The organism is Limnohabitans sp., assembly GCF_017848645.1.
GTDB lineage: Bacteria > Pseudomonadota > Gammaproteobacteria > Burkholderiales > Burkholderiaceae_C > Limnohabitans_A.
Genome location: NZ_JAFEIF010000083.1, coordinates 44,923 through 65,188, shown reverse-complemented (window position 1 = coordinate 65,188; position 20,266 = coordinate 44,923). Strand labels below are relative to the sequence as shown.

At 61.4% G+C, this 20,266-nt stretch carries 17 protein-coding genes and 1 pseudogene; 6 read left to right on the top strand and 12 right to left on the bottom strand.

What is annotated here, in order from left to right:
• Positions 1-11: 11 nt before the first annotated feature.
• Together QZ190_RS18100 and QZ190_RS18160 are read right to left on the bottom strand one after the other, a co-directional pair.
• Positions 12-1,181, bottom strand: a complete 1,170-nt coding sequence (locus tag QZ190_RS18100) for a ShlB/FhaC/HecB family hemolysin secretion/activation protein (RefSeq protein WP_367114252.1) — start codon at positions 1,179-1,181, stop codon at positions 12-14.
• A 123-nt stretch (positions 1,182-1,304) separates the two neighbouring features.
• A pseudogene (locus QZ190_RS18160) lies at positions 1,305-1,697 on the bottom strand (POTRA domain-containing protein); the annotation flags it as partial.
• Positions 1,698-1,931: 234 nt separating this feature from the next.
• Between QZ190_RS18160 and QZ190_RS18090 the strand changes: the two are divergent.
• Positions 1,932-2,882: an AEC family transporter gene (locus tag QZ190_RS18090; RefSeq protein WP_291919254.1), complete on the top strand. Its 951-nt coding sequence runs from the start codon at positions 1,932-1,934 to the stop codon at positions 2,880-2,882.
• 29 nt (positions 2,883-2,911) lie between these two features.
• Here the strand turns inward: QZ190_RS18090 and QZ190_RS18085 are convergent, their stop codons facing one another.
• The gene (locus QZ190_RS18085; RefSeq protein ID WP_291919251.1) at positions 2,912-3,349 is read right to left on the bottom strand and encodes a DUF86 domain-containing protein; all 438 of its coding nucleotides are present in this window, start codon (positions 3,347-3,349) and stop codon (positions 2,912-2,914) included.
• Complete coding sequence (locus QZ190_RS18080; protein WP_291919249.1) at positions 3,334-3,816, bottom strand: nucleotidyltransferase family protein; 483 nt, start codon at positions 3,814-3,816, stop codon at positions 3,334-3,336. Before QZ190_RS18080 ends, QZ190_RS18085 begins: the two co-directional genes overlap by 16 nt.
• A 285-nt stretch (positions 3,817-4,101) precedes the next feature.
• Between QZ190_RS18080 and QZ190_RS18075 the strand changes: the two genes are divergently transcribed.
• Complete coding sequence (locus QZ190_RS18075; RefSeq protein ID WP_291919247.1) at positions 4,102-5,193, top strand: Stealth CR1 domain-containing protein; 1,092 nt, start codon at positions 4,102-4,104, stop codon at positions 5,191-5,193.
• Positions 5,194-5,202: 9 nt separating this feature from the next.
• Here the strand turns inward: QZ190_RS18075 and QZ190_RS18070 are convergent, their stop codons facing one another.
• Positions 5,203-5,580: a TIGR03643 family protein gene (locus QZ190_RS18070; protein WP_291919245.1), complete on the bottom strand. Its 378-nt coding sequence runs from the start codon at positions 5,578-5,580 to the stop codon at positions 5,203-5,205.
• A gap of 18 nt (positions 5,581-5,598) precedes the next feature.
• A complete protein-coding gene (locus tag QZ190_RS18065) occupies positions 5,599-6,525 on the bottom strand; it encodes a B12-binding domain-containing protein (protein WP_291919243.1) in 927 nt (308 codons plus the stop codon).
• A gap of 302 nt (positions 6,526-6,827) precedes the next feature.
• Between QZ190_RS18065 and aqpZ the strand changes: the two genes are divergently transcribed.
• Positions 6,828-7,517, top strand: coding sequence for an aquaporin Z (gene aqpZ, locus QZ190_RS18060; protein WP_291919241.1), 690 nt, complete (start codon positions 6,828-6,830; stop codon positions 7,515-7,517).
• Positions 7,518-7,534: 17 nt separating this feature from the next.
• Here aqpZ and QZ190_RS18055 read toward each other — a convergent pair whose 3' ends face one another.
• Positions 7,535-8,752, bottom strand: a complete 1,218-nt coding sequence (locus QZ190_RS18055; RefSeq protein ID WP_291919240.1) for a D-amino acid dehydrogenase — start codon at positions 8,750-8,752, stop codon at positions 7,535-7,537.
• A gap of 177 nt (positions 8,753-8,929) precedes the next feature.
• On the opposite strand from QZ190_RS18055, the gene QZ190_RS18050 reads away from it, so the two are divergent.
• Positions 8,930-9,883: a TAXI family TRAP transporter solute-binding subunit gene (locus tag QZ190_RS18050; RefSeq protein WP_291919237.1), complete on the top strand. Its 954-nt coding sequence runs from the start codon at positions 8,930-8,932 to the stop codon at positions 9,881-9,883.
• 162 nt (positions 9,884-10,045) lie between these two features.
• Positions 10,046-12,226, top strand: coding sequence for a TRAP transporter permease (locus QZ190_RS18045; RefSeq protein WP_291919236.1), 2,181 nt, complete (start codon positions 10,046-10,048; stop codon positions 12,224-12,226).
• A gap of 98 nt (positions 12,227-12,324) precedes the next feature.
• Here QZ190_RS18045 and QZ190_RS18040 read toward each other — a convergent pair whose 3' ends face one another.
• The 3 genes from QZ190_RS18040 to QZ190_RS18030 are packed head-to-tail and all read right to left on the bottom strand — an operon-like array spanning position 12,325 to position 15,857.
• Positions 12,325-13,317, bottom strand: a complete 993-nt coding sequence (locus QZ190_RS18040; protein ID WP_291919234.1) for a glycerophosphodiester phosphodiesterase — start codon at positions 13,315-13,317, stop codon at positions 12,325-12,327.
• A gap of 26 nt (positions 13,318-13,343) precedes the next feature.
• Positions 13,344-15,257, bottom strand: coding sequence for a PhoX family phosphatase (locus tag QZ190_RS18035; protein WP_291919233.1), 1,914 nt, complete (start codon positions 15,255-15,257; stop codon positions 13,344-13,346).
• 6 nt (positions 15,258-15,263) lie between these two features.
• A complete protein-coding gene (locus QZ190_RS18030; protein ID WP_291919231.1) occupies positions 15,264-15,857 on the bottom strand; it encodes a lysophospholipid acyltransferase family protein in 594 nt (197 codons plus the stop codon).
• Positions 15,858-15,998: 141 nt separating this feature from the next.
• Here QZ190_RS18030 and QZ190_RS18025 point away from each other — a divergent pair, with 141 nt between their 5' ends.
• Positions 15,999-17,198 carry a CoA transferase gene (locus QZ190_RS18025; RefSeq protein ID WP_291919230.1) on the top strand — a complete coding sequence of 400 codons (1,200 nt, stop codon included), beginning with the start codon at positions 15,999-16,001 and terminating at the stop codon, positions 17,196-17,198.
• A gap of 103 nt (positions 17,199-17,301) precedes the next feature.
• Here QZ190_RS18025 and QZ190_RS18020 read toward each other — a convergent pair whose 3' ends face one another.
• Together QZ190_RS18020 and QZ190_RS18015 are read right to left on the bottom strand one after the other, a co-directional pair.
• The gene (locus QZ190_RS18020; RefSeq protein WP_291919228.1) at positions 17,302-18,267 is read right to left on the bottom strand and encodes a tripartite tricarboxylate transporter substrate binding protein; all 966 of its coding nucleotides are present in this window, start codon (positions 18,265-18,267) and stop codon (positions 17,302-17,304) included.
• Between the two features lie 11 nt (positions 18,268-18,278).
• Positions 18,279-19,967, bottom strand: coding sequence for an amidohydrolase family protein (locus QZ190_RS18015; protein ID WP_291919226.1), 1,689 nt, complete (start codon positions 19,965-19,967; stop codon positions 18,279-18,281).
• Positions 19,968-20,266 lie beyond the last annotated feature (299 nt).

Genomic DNA, 20,266 nt, shown 5'->3' with positions numbered 1-20,266 from the left:
CTGTGTGCTCTTTAAAAGTTGGCGCTGATGGCAAAGCCTGCAACTTGCCGGGATGTTTGGAGGTTGTCGGGTTTTTGAAGGGGGCGACCTGCAAAGACATCGAATTGCAGGGGGCCGATTTGGCCTCGGAGTCCAATGGCACTGCCGGTCAGGTGTTGGTTTTGCACCTTGGCCGCACTGGGGCCAGACACGCGGCCATGGTCAATGGCGAGGTAAATTTTTTGCCCACTCTGACCCAAGGGGGCCACCAGTTCGTTGCGCCATGTCCACCCGCGCTCGGCGCTGAGTACGTTCAGACCGTCAAAGCCTCTGACGGTGTGTCTGCCGCCAATGCTGAATTGGTCTTGGGAGGACAGAATGGTGCGGTTGTTTTGCGCGCGCCAGCTGCCGTTGTAGGTTAATTTTTGAGACCCCAGCTGAAAGGGCGCTTCAACGCTGGCGTCTGCGCTGAGGATCTGCATCCTGGAAGTGCCTTCACCAAAGGCCTCTTCGGGTGGGTTCAGGGAGCCAAAGGCTCCGGTGCCGCGCTTGTAGTTCAGCTGCGCCTGGATGCTGCCTTGCCCCCATTTGCGCTGATGCCCCAAAGTGGCTTCAAAGCCGCCCACAGTTCGGCGCTGCACTTCGACTTCTGTGTCCTCGATGAAGTTGCGCGATGCGCGCTGGAATGCTTTGATGCCGAAAGACGTTTTGCCCAGGCTGTCCCGCTGCACGATGCGGTTGGCCTTCAGTTCGATGTTCTGGGTGGTGCCCGAGTAGATGTAGTTTTGAAACGCTCCCGCGATGCTTTGGTGGTAACGGTTGTCGCTGAGGGTGGCGCTGAATGTCCACCAGTGCCATGGCAGGCTGTAGTGTGCTGTGTAACCCTTTGTCCCTCTGGGGCCGGGGTCGGCCGCAGCAAGGCTGTGAGTCAAGGTCAGATACAGCAGATCGCTCAAGCCAAGGGGGTTGTCTATATGGAGGGTGGCCGAGCCCTGTATCTTGCCTGTGCTGCGTGTGCCGCTGTCGTCGAGCGTGAGCCCCCAGCGGTAGGGTGAGCTTTGTTTCCAGTCGATGACCAAGTCACTGAGTCCTGGCTCTTGTCCTGGCTCGATTTGTATGTCTGCTTCGGCGCTGGGGATGCGTTTGAGGTTTTCGAGGGCTTGCTCGACGTGTCTGAGGTTGACGGTGTCACCTGGATTCAAGGGCAGGACATTGCGCAAAGAAATTTTGGGGTTTTCTTGTTGGAGCCTCTTTTGGCCCAGACGACCGGGCACAATTTCCAGTTGCAAGTGGCCGGTGTTGATGTTTTGTGGCCCAACATTGACTTGAGACGTGATGTAGCCATGCGCAACAAGCGCGTTTTGAAGTCGTCCCACCAGAATTTGAATGCCTTGGACCCCCAAGCATTGCCCAATGGGTGCGTCTGGTTGGGCGATGGCTTGCGACAAGCGTCGTTGCAAGTTCAGTCCATCGAGGGCGTCCAGTCCCTTCAGCTCAAGGCTTTGTATGACAAAGCAGGGCGTTTCGTTGAGGTTCAGAAGGCCACTTTTGTCTTCTTCTTCTTTTTGCAGGTGGACGTGAGGGGTGCGCTCCAATTGCTTTCGCAGTTGTTCCTCGCGTTCGGTGGATCGGCGTTGGGCTTCGATGGCGCGTGCAGCGGATTCGGATAAGGTTTGGGAGTGGACTGTCTGATGCCCCAAAAGCAGGAGTGAAAGCATCAAGGCTGTTGGAGCCAGTTGTTTTTTGTTTGCTTTGGGTGGTTTCGGTGTGGATGGGGAGGGTAAATTTTTTTTCGCGAGAGGCATCTGCTTGCAACCGTTTTTTGTATTTTTTGTAAGAATTTTCAGCCGCAGCATACACAAAAAATGCATACAAAAGTTTCAAGACAGTTTCTTTTTGTGAGCAGATAAAAATCGCGCCAGCTTGTGAAACACTCGAAGCGCTAGCCAACCATGAACACGACCTTGAACATTCTGGGCATCACCGTCCCGATTTACCTGACCATTGCCTTGGGCTATGTGTGCACCCGCATGGGGCTGTTTGCCAAGGCCGAGATGCAGGTGTTTGGGCGCTTCACCTTGCAGCTGGCTTTGCCTGCGCTGCTGTTCAACGCGCTGTCGCAGCGCAGCGTGGCCGAGATCCTGAACCTGAACTATTTGCTCGCTTATGCCCTGGGCTCGTTGCTGGTGATGGGTTTGGGTCTGTGGTGGGCGCGAAAGGTGTTGGGCCAGAGCCTGAGTTACAGCAGCATGATGGCCATGGGCATGTCTTGCCCGAACAGCGGCTTTGTGGGTTACCCCATCATTTTGTTGTCGTTTGGCCCGGTGGCGGGGGTGGCCTTGGCCCTGAACATGGTGGTCGAAAACTTTTTGCTCTTGCCTTTGCTGCTGGCCATTGCCGACGCGCAGGGCCGACCCGGTCAGTGGAAAAGCGTGTTGCTGCAGACCGCCAAAAACGTGCTGCGCAACCCCATGATTTGGGGCGTGGTGGCGGGTTTTGCGTTTTCGCTGTCGGGCCTGCAGATGCCTGCGCCTGTGGGGCGCACCGTTGATTTGTTTGCGCAGTCCAGTGCGGTGCTGTCGCTGTTTGTGATTGGTGGCTCACTGGTGGGTTTGCAGGCGCGGGGCTTGCAGGGCACGGTGCTGCCCATCGCGCTGGGCAAACTGGTGCTGCATCCGCTGGCCATGTGGGCGGTGCTGGTGTGGTTGGTGCCGATTGAAGACCCGGCTTTGCGGGCCGCCGCCTTGCTCACCGGGGCCATGCCCATGCTGGGCATCTTCACCATCTTGAACCAGCGCCACGGCCACGGTACGGTGAGCGCTGCAGCCTTGCTGGTGACCACGGTGCTGTCGTTCTTCTCGCTCAGTGCGCTGCTGTGGCTGTTGCAGGTGCACCCTGTGTGAGTGGTGCCGGTGATGGGCTAAGGTGTTGCTCAGGTTTTGCCTTGGCGCGATGGCCCGGCCTGCCACAGGCTCACTGCACGCGCAAAGTCCTTGAAGTCGTCCAAATGGCCCGCAATGATGGCGTGGACCACTTGCCAATTGATGGTGCTGTAGTTGTGCACTGCAATGTTGCGGAAACCGACGGACTTTTTGAGTTGCATCGCCAGATCGGCGGTGATGACACCCATGCCATGGAGCTGCTCGAAGGTTTCGGCCATGGTGGCCGGACCTGGCTGATTTTGACTGGCTGCGATGTGAGCGCCAAGGTCCACTGCCATCTGAACGGCGCGGGTCAGGTTGAGTGAGACGATGTCTTGCAGGTCAAAGTCATCGGCCAGTTGATCGGCATCAAAAGGCTGTTTGGATTCAATGCGCACCAGGCAACGGCGCAATGATTCGATTTTTTGGTCGATCACTTGTGGATCCATGCCTGCCTTCTTTCTTGCAGTATGCGGGCCTGGTAGGGCATGAAGTCGGCGGCGTTCATGACGTGTCGTGTCATGTATTGCGCGTGCAGCACATCGCTGCCCAGAATGCGCACGCCGTGTTGCATGATTTGGCCCAGCAAGGGTTCGCCCACGTTGCGCAGGTCGATCAGGTCAATCGGACGGCCCGTGGCCAGCGTCAGGGCTTCGATCAGCGCGATGTGTTGCTGCACGCTCATGGCTTGGTCAAAGGCCAAGGCGATGTCGAGGTCGCTGTCAGGTCTGGCCTGGCCTTTGGCGCAGGACCCGAAAACAATGGCCAACCGCAAACCGCCCACCGCGTTCAAGGCTTGTCGGATTTGCGGCAACTGCGCAATGGCATCTATGGCTGGAATGGCCGCAGCGCTGCTAGACCCCTGGCCGGGCGGCTTTGGAGCGGTGACTTTGATTGGTGCAGCTGGGGTGGGCATGGCTTCATTTTGGCACACGGGATGAGTGCGTCTGCAGGCATGTCTTGAATACGAAGATTCTGGCGTGAAGCGAACAGCGCCCGATTTCTGGCACTCCACCTGATCGATGGAGCCTGTAGCCTTTGTGATGTGTGTTGGGCAGGCCCTTGGGGCCTGTAGCCCGGGCACCGGGGTGGGTATTAAAAACGCGCCCGGTGTCGCTGATAGACTATGCGCTTGAAAAATTCAAGCCCCTCTACTGCCCGCACCTCCATCCCAGTGCCGACAGACCCAGCGCACGCTGGCATGACCCCCCTCACAGACGAGCCGATTGACGTGGTTTATTTGTGGGTGGACGGCAACGATTCGAGTTGGCGGGCCAAGCGCGAGGCGGCTTTGGCGCAACTGCCCCACGACACGGGCGCGGCCATGGCGCGTTACAGCAATGTGGAGGGCCGCTTTCGGGACAACCACGAACTGCGCTACAGCCTGCGGGCGCTCGAGAAGTTTTTTCCGCAGCACGGCCATGTGTACATCGTGACCGATGCGCAGGCCCCAGACTGGCTGCGCCCCTCGGACCGGCTGACGCTGGTGGACCACCGCGAGCTGATGCCCGAGTCTTCCTTGCCCACCTTCGATTCGGGCCACATCGAATCGTGGATTCACCACATTCCGGGTTTGTCCGAGCGCTATTTCTACTTCAACGACGATGTGTTTTTGGGCGCACCTTTGAGCCCGGCCGACTGGTTCACACCCGATGGTTTTTACCTGACCTGGTCCGACGAGCCACTGGTCACCGACGAGGCCATGCGCATGGACGCGACCTCTTTGGAGAACGCTTGCCGCTTGTCGATCGAGTGGCTGCGGGCGCAAGACCCGCTGTACCAGAGCACCTTCCGCACCTTTGCCCATTCGCCCCGGCCCATGCGGCGCTCGATGCTGCAGGAGCTGGAGGGTACGGCGCCCGAGTTGTTTGCGGGGGTGCGCTCGACGGTGTTTCGCAGCTGGGACAAGCCCACCATCGTGTCGGACTTTGTGCTGCGTTGGGCGCTGGCGCATGGCCTGGCGCAGATGCGCACCTACCGCCACCGCCATGTGTCCACGGGGGACGCCGATCAGCAGGCGCAGCTGCAGGCCTTGGGGGCAGAGTTCGGCTCGCTCGACTTTTTTTGCATCAACGACACCACCGACGATGCGCACGCCCAGGACCCGCGTTTGCAGCAGGTGCAGTCGGTGCTGCAGGCCATGCTGCCGCAGGCGTCAGGCTTTGAGCGGTCGGGCAGCGGTGCATCGGACACCCACGAAGCGCTGGCCGGTCAATCGGCCGAGATTCACCAAGGGGCGCAATCGTCAGCGGCCCACCAAAGCCCGGTGTCGGGCTCGCGGCGCAGGGCTTGAAAGTTCGCGTCAGCGCAAAGAGCTGGCCGTCACACCCGTCATGGGCAGGGCCATGGGGTCTGACTCGCTGAGGGCATCTTGTGGGCCTGGTGCCCACAGGGCTGAGGTGTTTGCCGTGTTGTGAGTCCTTGTGCGGGTTTGGGCTTTTTGCAAGGCCTGGTGTTTACTGGCACGACCCCGCACCCGCATGCGCCAGACCCGGAAAGACCGGGCTTTGAGGTGCTCGCGCATCAGGTCAATGACCTGGGCTTCGCTCAAACCAAATTGCAAGGCCATGGCTTCGAACGGCGTGTCGTCTTGCCAGGCCATGCCGATCACAGCGGACACGTCGGCGGGGTTCAGTGGGGCGCTGCTGGGTCCGCCAGACAGTTTCTGGAGACCGTTCATGACAGACCCGTGCAGTCTTCAGGCCCGTGCCACCGGGCTGTTGCCAGAGCGAAAGGATGCGGCCAGCGCCACGGCCTCTTTCACGTCCACGCAAATGCCGTCGGCACCCAAGCTGCGGGCCTCGTGGGATTGCACGGTGAAGATGGGACCGCCCAGCAGCACGCCGGGCTCGGGGTTGCCCGATGCGGCCTTGAGGGCGCGGATCAGGCCCGGCAGGTTCTTGAGTTGCGCTTCGGTGGCACACGAGATGCCAATCACGTCAAACCATTCGTTGCTGACCGCGTGCACCAGCTCTTTTTCTGACAGGGAGATTTCGATGACCACGTCCCAGCCGGCTTTGCGGAAAAAGTCGGACACGATGGTCATGCCCAAAAAATGCTGCGAGCCGGGGGCCGAGGCCAGCATGATGCGCTGCACATCGCCGCCCAGTTGCGGGCCGTTTTGGTATTCGAAGCCCAGGCGGTGCGTGATCTCGTGCATGCGCACCAGGCCACAAGTGACTTCGGTGAAGTCGCACAGGTCTTGCTCCCACATCAGGCCCAGCTGACGCGCGGCCGGGGCGATCAGTTCCAGAAAGATCCGGTCGGTGGTGATGCCCTGGTGCAGCAGCTCGTCGATGAATTGTGTGGTCTCGCTGGCCTGGCTGGATTTGCTCAGGGCCACAAACGTGGCCAGTTGTTTGGGTGAGATGCCAGGGCCTTGCGTGGTGGGGTCCACTTCGGCCAGCGCCACCCGGTGCGCCTGCACCAGGCGCGGAATGATCTGGGTCTCGATGACCTCGGTCAGGGACTTTTTGCACTCGTCCTGAGTGTTGAAGTTGTCGGTGCTGTTGGACTTGGCCTGAAAGCCGCTCAGGCGTTGTCCCAATGACGACATGAGTGTGAGCAAGGCGCTTGCATGTGCCTTCAACGGGTTGAAGTGCAGGCCCGGTAAATTGAGGTACATCAAGAGGTCCATTAGTATCTTTTGACCTTAACGCTTTCAACGATTCCTCGCAAGGCTCTGGGGCGGAGTCTGCCTAGGGGTTATCACCCGGACGCCGGGTATTTGGCACTCAAGCCCTGTTCCTGCCCCCGCAATGGCGTCTGATCATAAAGCGTTGGATGTGGAAAAAAGTGAGTTTTTAAAGTTTCACAATGAAACAAATTTATAACTCTTTGAGCTCATTTGTTTGCTTGCGCTCAGTAAACTGACCGGCGCCTGACAAGGCGAGTTTTTCACATTCAACAACACAAGGGAAAAAGAACATGAAACGTTATGGAGCCGAATTTTTGGGGACCTTCTGGCTGGTGCTGGGCGGTTGCGGCAGCGCCGTTTTGGCCGCTGCATTTCCGGAGGTGGGCATCGGCCTGCATGGCGTGTCCTTGGCCTTTGGCCTGACGGTGTTGACCATGGCCTTTGCCATTGGCCACATCTCGGGTTGCCACCTGAACCCGGCGGTGTCCATCGGTTTGTGGGCCGGTGGTCGTTTCCCGGCCAATCAGCTTTTGCCCTACATCGTGGCGCAGGTTTTGGGCGGCATTGTGGCCGGTGGCGTTTTGTACCTGATCGCCAGTGGCGCGGCCGGTTTTGACGTGAGCAAGGGCTTTGCTTCGAATGGCTTTGGCGCACATTCGCCCGGCGGTTATTCGATGATGGCGGCTTTGCTGACCGAAGTGGTGATGACCATGTTCTTCTTGATCATCATTCTGGGGGCCACCGACAAGCGTGCGCCTGCTGGCTTTGCACCCATTGCCATTGGCTTGGCCCTGACGCTGATTCACCTGATCAGCATCCCGGTGACCAACACCTCGGTCAACCCCGCCCGCAGCACAGGGGTGGCTCTGTACGTGGGTGACTGGGCCGTGGCGCAGTTGTGGCTCTTCTGGCTGGCCCCGATTGTGGGCGCGGTGCTGGGTGCGGTGTCCTACCGCCTGATTGCCAGCGAAGAGAAATAAAACCTGGCGCGGTTTTTTCAGGGGCCGGTGATGGCTTGGGCCACGATGTCGGCCGAACCGGCCGCCAGCGTGAAGCCCAAGCCGCCGTGGCCCGCGTTGAGCCACAGGTTGCTCGGTCCTTTCGCTTGCCGGCCCAAGATGGGCAGGCCAGTGGGGGTGGCCGGGCGCATGCCGGTCCAGGGCTGCACATCGTGCCAGCGTGAGCAGTCGCCAAACAAGTCCTGTGTGTCGTGCTGCAAACTGTCGATGCGCTGTTGAATCACGCGGGTGTCGCGGCCAACCAATTCGACCATGCCCGCCACACGCAGGCGATCGCCCAAACGGGCAAAGACCACTTTGCGGGCGCTGTCGGTGATGCTGACCCGTGGGGCGAGGCTGGGGCCGTCGGTGTTGACGGTGATGCTGTAGCCCTTGAGGGGGTAAATGGGCAAGCGGATGCCCACCTGCGCCGCCAGTGCCGGGGCGCTGTGGCCGGTGCTCAGCACAAAGGCGTCAGCTGTGATGTCCTGGCCGTTGCGCAGTTGCACCGCTTGCAACCGATCCTCACGCACGATCAGCCGCTCCACCGCTTGACCCATGCACCATTGCACCCCCCGAGCCGACAAAATCTGCACCAGTGACTGGCACAGTTTGAGGCAGTCGGCGGCGCATTCGCTGTCGGTGTAGATGCCGCCTGCAAAGGCATCACGGCGCGGGGCCAAGGCCGGCTCGATGGCGCAGGCTTCGTCGCTGGACACCGCCTGTTGTGGTGCCCCGCCTAAGCGCTGCTGCAAAGCCAATTGTTGGCGAGCCCCCTCAAAAGCGGCGACTGAGCGGAACATCACCAGCTTGCCGCTGCTGGAGAAATCAAAATCCAGCGTTTCTTGCGTGCGCCAAAGGTCGAGGGTGGCGCGGCTTTGGGCGGCCAGGCGCAGCAGTTGCGCCGTGGTGCTCTGAGACTGGGTGGTGTTGCAGGCCTTTAAAAATTGCAGCAGCCAGGACCATTGCGCCGGGTCCCATTGCGGCCGGATTTTGAGGGCCGAGGAGGGCGAGAGCAGCAACTTGGGCAATTGGGCCCAGATGCCGGGGTCGGCCATGGGTTGAACATAGGCGTAGCTCAGTTGGGCCCCGTTGCCGCCGCTGGCGCCCCGGCCCGCTTCGGCCTGGTCAATGACTGTGACACGGTGGCCTCTTTGCGTGAGCGCATAGGCCGTGCTCAGGCCCACAATCCCCGCGCCCATGACACACACATGCATTGACTGCCCCCTTTGGCTGAAAAACGTCTCCCACTGCCTTGCCTAGGGGGATCGATATCAGAGTCTACCCTTAGGCCGTCACTTTCGGGGCAGCAAAAGCGACAAGATGTGATACACCTGCGGCTGTGTTTTTTTCAACCGCTGAGAACTCGCTGATCGGCAAAAAAAGGATTCATCATGAAGCGTCGTCAACTGTTTATGGTTCTGGGTCTGGCTGCGGCCATCGCTGCGCCTGTGCAAGCGCAACAATTTTTTCGCATCGGTACAGGCGGCACGGCAGGCACGTATTACCCCGTCGGCGGCATGATCGCCAACGCGGTCAGCCAGCCCGGCAAGATCGTCGCCACAGCCCAGGCCACCAACGGTTCTGTGGCCAACGTCAACGGCGTGGCCGGTGGTGCTTTGGAGTCGGGTTTCTCGCAGTCGGATGTGGCCACCTGGGCCTACACCGGCACCGGCGTTTACGAAGGCAAGCCCAAGGTCACCGACCTGCGCATGATCGCCAACCTCTACCCCGAGAGCATTCACCTGGTGGTCAAAAAGGGCTCGGGCATCAAGTCGGTGTCTGACCTCAAGGGCAAGCGCGTGGCGCTGGACGAGCCCGGTTCCGGCACTTTGGTCAATGCCCGCATTGTGCTGGCCGCTTATGGCGTGAAAGAAAGCGACATCAAGCCCGAGTACATCAAGCCCAACCAGGCCGGTGACAAGCTCAAAGACGGCGCACTCGATGCCTTCTTCTTTGTGGGCGGTGCACCCGCTGGCGCGATTGCCGAGTTGGCATCGAGCGGCACCGGCATCGAGCTGGTGCCTTTGGCCGGCCCCCAGGCCGATGCTTTGCGCAAGACCAATCCTTATCTGGCCGTGGACACGATCGCTGCAGGCACTTACAAGGACGTGCCCGCCGTGCAGACCATGGCCATGGGCGCTCAGTGGGTGACCAGTGCCAAGGCCGACGCGGAAACCGTGTACCAGATCACCAAGGCCCTGTATGGCAAAGCCGCTCAGGACACCCTGGCTGCAGGCCACGCCAAAGGCAAGTTCATCACCAAGGAGAACGCGGTCAAGGGTGTGGGCATTCCTTTCCACCCCGGTGCCGAGCGGTTCTACAAGGAAGCCGGTCTGATCAAGTGATGCGGGGCGCATCAGGCCCAGTGTGGGGTTCACACGGGCCTGATCGCCAAGCCGTTTTTGCTGCAAGCCCACGCGGTGGGCGATGATGTTTGAACAGGGCGCCACGGCGCCCTGTGTGTTGTGAACAAGGCCCACAAGGGCTTTGTGTTGTGAAGGACAGGTATGGCCGAAGCCCTCGAGCGCAATGTGCGCAATTTGCAGGAACTCGAAGAAAAGTTCGACCCCGAAATGCGCTTTCGGCCCACGCTGCCGCCCGCCACGGTGATCGTGAAATGGCTGCTCATCATCTTGTCGGGTTTCCATTTCTACACAGCCGGTTTTGGTCTGCTGCGCGAGACCACCCACCGGGGTGTTCACCTGGCCTTTGTGCTGGGGTTGATTTTTTTGGTGTTTGCGGCGACCAAGTCAGACGCCAGCAGCACCGTGTCCAAAAGCCGCCTGAGCATTGGCGGTGTGCCACTGATCGACTGGCTGTTGGGCCTGGCCTGCGCGGCCAGCGTGATGTACATCCCTTACGTGTTTGACGACCTGGCCTTTCGGGTAGGCAACCCGGACACGATGGACGTGGTCATGGGCTCGGTCCTGTTTGTCACCTTGCTCGAGGCCACCCGCCGCTCCATGGGCTGGCCCTTGCCTTTGATCGCGCTGGGCTTCACGGCCTATGCCTTGACCGGGCCGTATTTCCCGGGTTTGCTCAAGCACGCGGGCGCGAGCTGGAGCCAGATGATCAACCACCAGTACCTGACGAGTCAAGGCATTTATGGCGTGGCTGTTGGCGTGGTGGCGACTTATGTTTTCCACTTTGTGCTGTTTGGCGTGTTGGCCACGCGCATTGGTTTGGGGCAGCTGTTTCTGGACATTGCCTCCACCGTGGCTGGGCGTTATGCCGGTGGTCCGGCCAAGGTCAGTGTGTTTGGTTCGGCCATGTTCGGCACGCTCAGCGGTTCTTCGGTGGCCAATGCGGTCACGGTGGGCTCGCTCACCATTCCGGCCATGATCAAAGTGGGTTACAAGCGCGAATTTGCGGGCGCGGTCGAGGCCGCATCGTCCACAGGCGGGCAGATCACGCCGCCCGTGTTGGGCGCGGCGGCGTTTTTGATGGTCGAGTTTTTGAACGTGTCCTACCAGACCATCATCGCGGCGGCCATTGTGCCGGCCTTCATGCACTTCTTTGGCGTGTTCATGCAGGTGCACTTCGAGGCCAAGCGCTATGGCTTGCGTGGTCTGACCGAAGAGGAAATGCCCAAGCTGCGCGAGTCCTTCAAGCAGCGCTGGCCGACCTTGATTCCACTGGCCCTGCTGATCGCTATTTTGGTGTCGGGCCGCACGCCTTATTTGGCAGCGTTCACCGGCATCACGTCTTGCATGATCGTGGGCCTGAGCACCACGGTGTGGGGCAACCGCAGCACCAACTGGTTCATGCTGGTGGTGCTGCATGTGCTGCTGGCGCTGGTGGCGTTTGTGGACTGGGGCAGCGACGGCGAGACCATCAAGCTGGGCTTTTTGGCGCTGGGTGTGGCTTTGATTTGGGCCGGGCAAAAGTGGCTAGGCCTGGTGGGTCGCATTGACAATGCCGTGCTGCTGGAGGCCTTTGAAACCGGGGCCAAGTACGCGCTGGCGGTGGGCGCTGCGGCGGCCACGGTGGGCATTGTGATTGGTGTGGTCACGCTCACAGGTGTGGGTTTCAAGATCAGCTTCATCATCACCGGCTGGGCGCAGATGATCTCGGCTTTCTTGATGGACTGGTTACCCGCTTTCATGGCCGACAGCAAGTCCTTGACGCTGCTGGCCGCGCTGTTCATGACGGGCATCGTCTGCATCTTGATGGGCTGCGGTATACCGACCACGGCCAACTACATCATCATGGTCACGGTGGCCGCACCCACTTTGGTGCAGCTGGGTGTGGAGCCTTTGGTGGCCCACTTCTTTGTGTTTTATTACGGCGTGCTGGCCGACATCACGCCGCCGGTGGCGCTGGCCGCTTATGCGGCGGCGGGCATGGCCGGGGGTGACCCGTTCAAAACCGGCAACATGGCCTTCCGTTTGGGGCTGGCCAAAGTGCTGGTGCCCTTTGTGTTTGTGTTCTCGCCCTCCTTGCTGCTGGTGGCCAAGGGCTTCACCTGGGCCGACTTTGCCATCACCTTCACCGGTTGTGTGCTGGGCATCGTGGCGCTGGCTGCGGCCCTCAGTGGTTACCTGATGACCGTGATGAACCGTTGGGAACGCGCCCTGTGCGCCATCGGTGCCCTGTGCCTGATTGCGCCGGGCCTGAAAATCAGTTTGCTGGGGTTGGTGTTGATGCTGCCGGTGCTGATCCACCAGTGGGTTCACCGCGACCGTTGACGCCAATTCGGGTGCCCAGCGCTGAAGTTCGGTGCTGGTGTCAGGCGATGGTGTCAGGCGCTGTGCTCGTGAGGGCTGCAGGCCTTTCAGCTTGCCCTTCAGCGCGGGCTGGACCAGCGGATGCCGCGTTCCTTGAGCAGCTCAGCGGCGATGTCCGGTCGGTCTGTCACCAGGCCGTCCACCCCCAGGTCCAGCATCTGGCCCATGCTCTGGCGGTCGTTCACCGTCCAGGCCAGCACTTGGAGGCCCAGGCTTTGCGCCTCGCGCACCTTTTGCGCATCGAGCTCGCGCCAGAACGATGACCAGTGCGAGCCGCCGGCGGCTTTGATCATGCGCGGCACCGAGCCGTGTTGGGCATCTTGAAAGCCCGCAGTCCAGGCCGAGGGCTGGCCTGATGGGATGCCCAGGTTGTCCAGTGTGGGCAACTGCGCTGTGAGGTACACCGTGGGCATGCCGGGTGCGAGTTTTTGCACAGCTTGCAGGGTGCGCCAGTCAAACGACAGGATTTGCACCCGGTCTTGCAGGCCGTGCTCACGCACTTCTTGGAGCAGCAGTTGGGCAAAGCGCTCGGGGTCGGGCGTTTGGTCCGGGCGCTGCGGGGTGATTTTGGTTTCGATGGCGAATTGGACTTGCGTGTAGCCCTGGGCTTTGACGAGCTCAAACAGGTCTTTGAGCCGGGGAATGCGCACGCCGTCCTGGCCCTTTTGCGCTGAAAAAGTCTGGGCGTAGCGCGAGGCGGGGTTGATGCGCCCGACATCGTAGCTTTGCAGTTGTTCAAACGTGAGCTGCCGGATGTCGGGGCCTTTGCTTTGCAGAAAGCGGCCTTGCGCGTCGCGGGTGATGTCGGGGTTCAAGGCCGGGTCGTGGCTGATGACCAGTACATCGTCACGCGTGACCACCACATCCAGCTCCAGCGTGCTCACGCCCGCTTGCAGCGCCAGGACAAATGAGGGCAGGGTGTTTTCGGCCAACAGGCCGCGTGCGCCCCGGTGGCCTTGCAGGTCAACGGTGCGTTGCGCCAGGCTGGGCACACCCGCCAGCAGCAAGGCCCCGCTCAGGAGGGCTAGGCCCCAGATTCGTTTGAGTTGCATGCTCAGCCTTGGCGTGTGCAGTGGGGTCAGGTGCCGATCACACCACCGTCGAGTTTGCGGATCACCACAGCGGCCGAACGTGGACGGCCGCCTGCCGCGTAATCGGGCCAGTTGGAGAATTTGCCGGGCTGGGCCGGGTCGCTGCGGTCGGAGGGGGTTTCGCCCGGGTGCTGGATGCTGATGAACATGGTGGTGCCGTCCGGCGTCAGGGCCACACCCGTGACTTCGCAGTTGGTGGGGCCGGTCAGAAAGCGGCGGGTCTCGCCTGTGGCTGGATCGCAGGCCAGCATCTGGTTGTTGCCAATGCGGGCCAGCTCGCCCTGGTACATCTGGGTGGCGTGCGCGTCGGTCTGGATCCACAGAACGCCGCGCTGGTCAAAGGCGATGCCGTCAGGGCAGGCGTAAATGTCGCCCTTGATGTTGCCTTTGGCTTCGGCGCGTTCGTTGGCCGGGTCGCCTGCAAGCACCATCAGGTTCCATTCGAAGCGGCGGCCGTCAAAGTCGCCTTCGTCTTTCCAGCGGATGATTTGACCCATGACGTTGTTGGCGCGGGGGTTGGCCGCGTCCACGCCCGGCTTGCCGGCGGTGCCGCGCTGGCTGTTGTTGGTCAGGGTGCAATACACCCAGCCATTGGCCGGATCGATGGTGAGCCACTCGGGGCGGTCCATTTTGGTTCCACCCAACAGGTCGCTGGCCTGGCGGGCCTTGATGACGACTTCGCCCTGGTCGGCAAAGCCGTTGGCGGCCGTCAGCGGTCCTTGGCCGTGCACCAGCGGCAGCCATTGGCCCCGGCCATCGGCATCAAAGCGGGCCACGTACAAGGTGCCGTGGTCCAGCAGTTCGCGGTTGGCTTGGGCTTGTGTCAGGCCGTTGCCAGCGGGCGCGATTTTGTCGCGGCTGACAAATTTGTAGATGTATTCAAAGCGCGCGTCTTCGCCCGAATAGACCACGGCGCGGCCATCGCGCGTCACCCCCACCCAGGCGCCTTCGTGCGCGGCCCGGCCCAGTGCGGTGCGTTTGACGGGGGTGCTGGTGGGGTCCATCGGATCGAGTTCGACGACCCAGCCAAAGCGGTGGTATTCGTTGGGGTTTTGTTTCAGATCGAAACGGGCATCGTGTTTGTCCCAGGCGTAGAGGCCATCTTTGCGGGCACCCCAGCGGCTTTGGTCGGGAGTGGGCTTGTCGGCTCCACCAAAGTAAAAGGCAAAGTTTTCTTCACCCGACAGGTAGGTGCCCCATGGGGTTTTGCTGCTGGCGCAGTTGTTCAGGGTGCCCAGTACGGTGCGGCCTTCGGGGTCGGCGGCGGTGCGCATCAGGGGGTGGCCAGCGGCCGGGCCACCCACGCTGAAAGGCGCGCTCATGGGCAGGCGGCGGGCGTAGCGCGAGGGGCGCACCATCTGCCACTGCTGGTTGTTCAGCTCGACTTCGATGACCGACAGGCCGTGCGCGTTTTGCGATTTGCGCACTTTCTCGGCGTTCATGGCGTTGAAGCCGCCCACATGCAGCAAGCCATCGTCGGTGTATTCGTGGTTGATGGCCAGCAGGCCTCGGCGCGAACCGTCCAGCGCAAAGTAGGCCAGCCCGTCGTGGTGCATGCCCATTTGCACCGCTTGGTCATCGGCGGTGTTGGAGCCGTCCATCTTGAAGGCGGGCATGTTGCGCGCAATGCCCACCGGTTCTCCCCAGGCGGCCAGAGCGGTGGCCACATAACCTTCGGGCACGACCAGCCGGTCGCCCATGCCCACCGGGATGCCTTTGAAGCCGATTTTGGGCTGCGCCTGGCCCAGGGCCGCACAACCTGCCAAGGGGGCCAGCACCGAGGCCAGCGTCACGGCCGCACCGCCCTGCAAGAAACGGCGGCGTGAGGCGGCAATGACTTGGTGGATGTCGGGATTGGACGAGCGGTTGCTGTCTTCCATGGTGCTGAAGTCTTTGGCCATGATGCTTTACTCCTTGCTGTTGAATTGGTCAGGGTTTTTGCCTTTGAAGGGCGCATAAAAGGCTTTGATGCTCGCCATGTCTGCGTCCACATCACCCGTCGGGGTGAACACGGGCCCCAGGCCACTGTGGCGGGTGCTGTAGTCCATGTAGGCCAGCACGATGGGCACTTGCGCCTGCAGGGCAATGTAATAAAAGCCGGTTTTCCAATAGCGCGTTTTGCTGCGTGTGCCCTCGGGGGGCACGATCAGCTGCACAGGCCCTTGTGCTTGCACCAAGGCTTGTGCAGAAGCGGCCACCAGGTTGGTCGATTGTTCGCGGTTGACGGCGATGCCGCCCAGCCAGCGCATGAGGGGACCAAAGGGGAAGCTGAAAATGCTTTTCTTGCCCATCCAGTAAGGGGTCAGGCGCAGGGCAAAAGCCACCATCAGGGTGTAGGGCAGGTCCCAGTTGCTGGTGTGCGGTGCCGCAATCAGCACGCTTTTGTGTCCGGCTGGCGGCAAGGCCCCTTCGACACGCCAGCCTTTGAGGCGTAAAAAACCGATGGAAAACCACCTCAGCAAGGTGTTGACGACCGGGGTGGTGAAAATGGTGCGGTGCATGGTGAGGCAGTATCGCCGAAGCGGCGTCTGTGCGTTGTCACACATTGTGCGGATATTGGCGGGGCAGCGGCGGCCCCTTGCGAGACACATGGGCGCATGTGTGGCACCGATAATGCCAGCCCAACCTGGAAGGAAAGCAGCATGGGCGGTGCATTGAGTGGATTGCGGGTCCTGGACTTGACCAGTGTGCTGATGGGGCCCTTTGCCACGCAGCTGATGGCCGACATGGGGGCGGATGTGGTCAAGATCGAGTCGCCCGCCGGGGACACGGTGCGCGGCATTGGTCCGATGCGCCATGCCGGCATGGGCTCGATTTTTTTGCACGTCAACCGCAACAAGCGCAGCCTGGTGCTGGACCTGAAAAAGCCCGAGGGCCTGCAAGCGTTCTTCAAGCTGGTGGAGACGGCCGATGTGGTGGTCTACAACATCCGCCCGCAGGCCATGCAGCGGCTGGGCATCGATTACGAGCGGCTCAAAGCCATCAACCCCCGCATCATTTATGCCGGTCTGTATGGCTACAGCGAGAAGGGTCCTTATGCGGGTAAGCCTGCTTACGACGACCTGATTCAGGGCGCTGCAGCCGTGCCCAGTTTGATGAGCCGGGCCAGTGGCGGTGAGCCGCGTTATGTGCCGCTGACCCTGGCCGACCGCACGGTGGGCCTGATGGCCTCGAACGCCATTTTGGCGGCGGTGATTGCCCGTTACCAAACCGGTGTGGGCCAGGCGGTGGAGGTGCCCATGTTCGAGACCATGGCGCAATATGTGTTGGGCGAGCACATGGCCGGGGCCAGTTTTGAGCCGGCCTTGGGCGAGACCGGCTACCCCCGCTTGTTGGTGAAGGAGCGCCGGCCTTACCCCACCCTGGATGGGCATTTGTGCGTGTTGATCTACACCGACCGGCATTGGGAAAAGTTTCTGGACCTGATCGGGCAGGGCCATCTGTTCACACAGGACCCGCGTTTTGCCAACATTGGCGCGCGCACCCGGCACATCAACGACTTGTACCGCCTGGTGGCCCAGGCCATGGCCACGCAGAGCACCGAGGTCTGGATGGCGCGGCTGAACGAGGCCGACATCCCCTGCATGCCCATGCACAACATCGACAGCTTGCTGCAAGACCCGCATCTGCATGCAGTGGGCATGCTGCAGGAAGTGGATCACCCCAGTGAAGGGCGAGTGCATGAAATTGGTGTGCCGGTCAGCTTTTCCGGCACACCGGGTTTGCCCGTGCAAAAACCGGCACCGCGTTTGGGCCAGCACAGCGCCGAGGTGTTGCGTGAAGCGGGTCTGAGCGAAGAGGCGGTGCAAGCGCTGCTGGCGATCGTGCCCGCAGTTTTGTAAAAGCCCACCCTGTGAGCGATGGCCTGCGCTGGTTGACAGCGTGGCATCGCCTACAGGGGTGGGCTCTTACAGTGAAATTACCTGTTTTTGGTGGCCCCGAGGGTCACTCGGCTTTGGCGCCCGAGTCTTTCACAGCCTTGGCCCAGCGCGGCATTTCGGTGCGCAGGTGGGCGGCGTACTCGGCGGGTGTGCCGCCCAGAATTTCAGCGCCTTGTGCGGCCAGGCGGGCGCGCAAATCAGGGTGAGCCAGCGCCTTGTTCACTTCGGTGTTGAGCTTTTGCACGATGTCGGCAGGCGTGCCGGTGGGCACCACGATGCCTTGCCAGGCGGCGGCATCAAAGCCGGGCATGCCCGATTCGGCCAGTGTGGGCAGATCGGGCAGCAGGCTGGAGCGCTTGATGCTGGTCACAGCCAGGCCGCGCAGGCGGTTGTCGCGCACATAAGGCAAGACCGTGTTGATGGTGTCGATCATGAATTGCGTTTGGCCCGCTGCCAGATCCACCAAGCCCGGGGCGCTGCCTTTGTAGGGGATGTGTTGGGTCTGCACGCCGGTTTGGGTGGACATCATGGCGCTGGCCAAATGCGTGATGGTGCCGGTGCCCGAAGAGCTGTAGTTGAGCGCACCCGGGCGTGATTTGGCCAGGTCTAAAAATTCCTTGACGCTGCGTGCGGGCAGCTGGGGGTTGACCACCAGCACCATGGGCACGCTGGCCGTCAGGGCCACGGGCGCAAAGTCTTTCAGGGTGTCGTAATTCACCTTGCCGTAAAGCGCCGGGCCAATCACGATGGCCGATGTGTTGTAGAAAATCGTGTAACCATCGGGCGTGGCTCTGGCCGCCAGTTCGGCCGCCAGGTTGCCACCTGCACCGGGCTTGTTGTCGACGATGACTTGTTGGCCCAGTTGCTCTGACAGGCGCTGCGCCAACACCCGTGACACCAGGTCCGTGGGGCCGCCGGGCGGGAAGGCGATGATCATGCGCACGGGCTTGTTGGGCCAGCTTTGGGCCCAGATGCTGCTGGCCATGAAGGCCAGAAAAAGACCCGTCAAAAATCGAAGAAAAGTGGTCATGTCAATGCTCCTCAGGAATTGAAATGGTCCAGCACTTGGCCGGGCCCATGGGGGTGGTCAATGTAGTCTTGGCCGTCATGTACTTTCACGCCATTGACCCAGACGCCATGCACCCCTGTCGCCTCGCGCACCATGCGCGTGCCGCCGCCAGGCAAGTCCTGGCGCGGCAAGGGTTTGGAGATGCCCACGGTGGCCGGGTCGAACAGCAGCAGGTCGGCGGGCAGGCCCACTTGCAGGCGGCCACGGTCGGGAATGCGGAATCGGTCGGCGGGCTCGCTGGTCAGGCGGCGCACGCCTTCGGCCAGGCTGAAGTGCCCGGTGTCGCGCACCCAGTGCGCGAGAAAGTACAGGCCAAAGCCCGCGTCGCACATGTAGGTGAGGTGGGCGCCCGCGTCCGACAGCGTGATCACGCTGGCCGGGTGTTTGAGCGAGGGGGCCACACCGTCGTCATTGTTGTTGAAAAACTTGCCAACAAAATGCGTTCCCAGGTCTTCAGACAAGGCCAGGTCAAAGAACACGTCCACCGGGTCCAGACCGCGCTGATCGGCCAGGGCCTGGATGCTCACGCCTTCGAGCGCCTGGTTGGCCGGGATTACGGTGGCACCCACTTCGATGTGCCGCCAGTTGCCCAGAAACAGGATGCCCGCCTTGGGCTCGCGCAGGTTCTGCCGGAAGGTGTCGCGAAATTCGCGCGAGCGGTACAGCTCGGGCAATTGCTCTGGTGTGGCGGTTTTGACGGCATCAAAGGCCGAGTGGCTGAGCAGCACGTAGGGGTCGGTCAAGGTGAAGTCAAACGACAGCGGTTGGCAGCTGGTCAGCACATACAGCTCGTGGCCGCGCGCCAGGGCTTGGGCGCAGCGCTCGTAATAGGTGGCCCCCAAGCCGGGGTTGCCCTCGTTGTACACGGTGAGCACGGTGGAGATGTAGCCAGGCCGCCCTGTGTCTTGCACGATGGACTCCATCACGTCGGGGCTGGCACGGGTGCCGGTGGCCATCATGAAGACGCCTTTGTTTTTCTCGCCCAGCACCCCGGCCAAAGCCCGCAGCTCGCTTTCAGTGGCAATGGTGGACGGCATGGGGATGCCGCCAAAACCGCTGTGGTTGGGTGAGAACGAAGACGCAAAACCAATGGCGCCGTGGTCCATGGCGTCGCGCACCAGGGCTTGCATGGTCTGCAGTTGATCCTCTGTGGGATCGACTTGGGCCGAGCCATCAGCACCCATCACGGCGGTGCGTATGACCGAGTGGCCTGCAAACACGGCGGTGTTGACGTAAGGGCCGATGCGGCGTAGCTGGTCCATGTATTGGCCAAAGGACTCAAACTGCCAGTCCACGCCGGTGAGCAAGGATTGCAGGTCCATGCCTTCGACCACCGACAGGTTTTTCAGCATGGTCTCGCGCAGCGGCGCAGGGCAGGGCGCAATGCCAAAGCCGCAATTGCCAATCACGGCGGTGGTCACGCCCAAGGCGGGGGAGGGGGACATGGTGCGGTCCCAGGTGACTTGCGCGTCGTAATGGGTGTGCAGGTCCACGATGCCGGGCATCAAGGCCAGGCCTTGTGCGTCGATGATCTCGCGGGCAAGGCCGTCCACCTGGCCGATGTGGGTGATGCGGCCTTGCGAGACGGCCACATCGGCCTGTCTTGCGGGCTGGCCCGTGCCGTCAAAAACCTGCGCATTGCGGATGATCAAGTCATGCATCTGTCTAAAACCTTGCTGCTGTGAACGTCTCACGCGAGGGGGATGCCCAACGTTTTTCGGACTATAGGCAGTTGCCCGCTGCAGGCTGTCGCGCAGCGGATATCAGGGTTTTCCTGAGTTGTCAGGGTTTCCATGGTTCTGCATCACAAGGCGCGCCCAGAACAGCAGCCGGTGCCTGACCATGAACAGCCCGTGGGTGTCGCGCAAAGCAAAGCCAGCACTAGGTGAAAACACAAACCGTCGAAATAATGCGCTGCACCAGGGGCCGCCATGCGTGGCGGGGCGGTTTGTTGGCCATG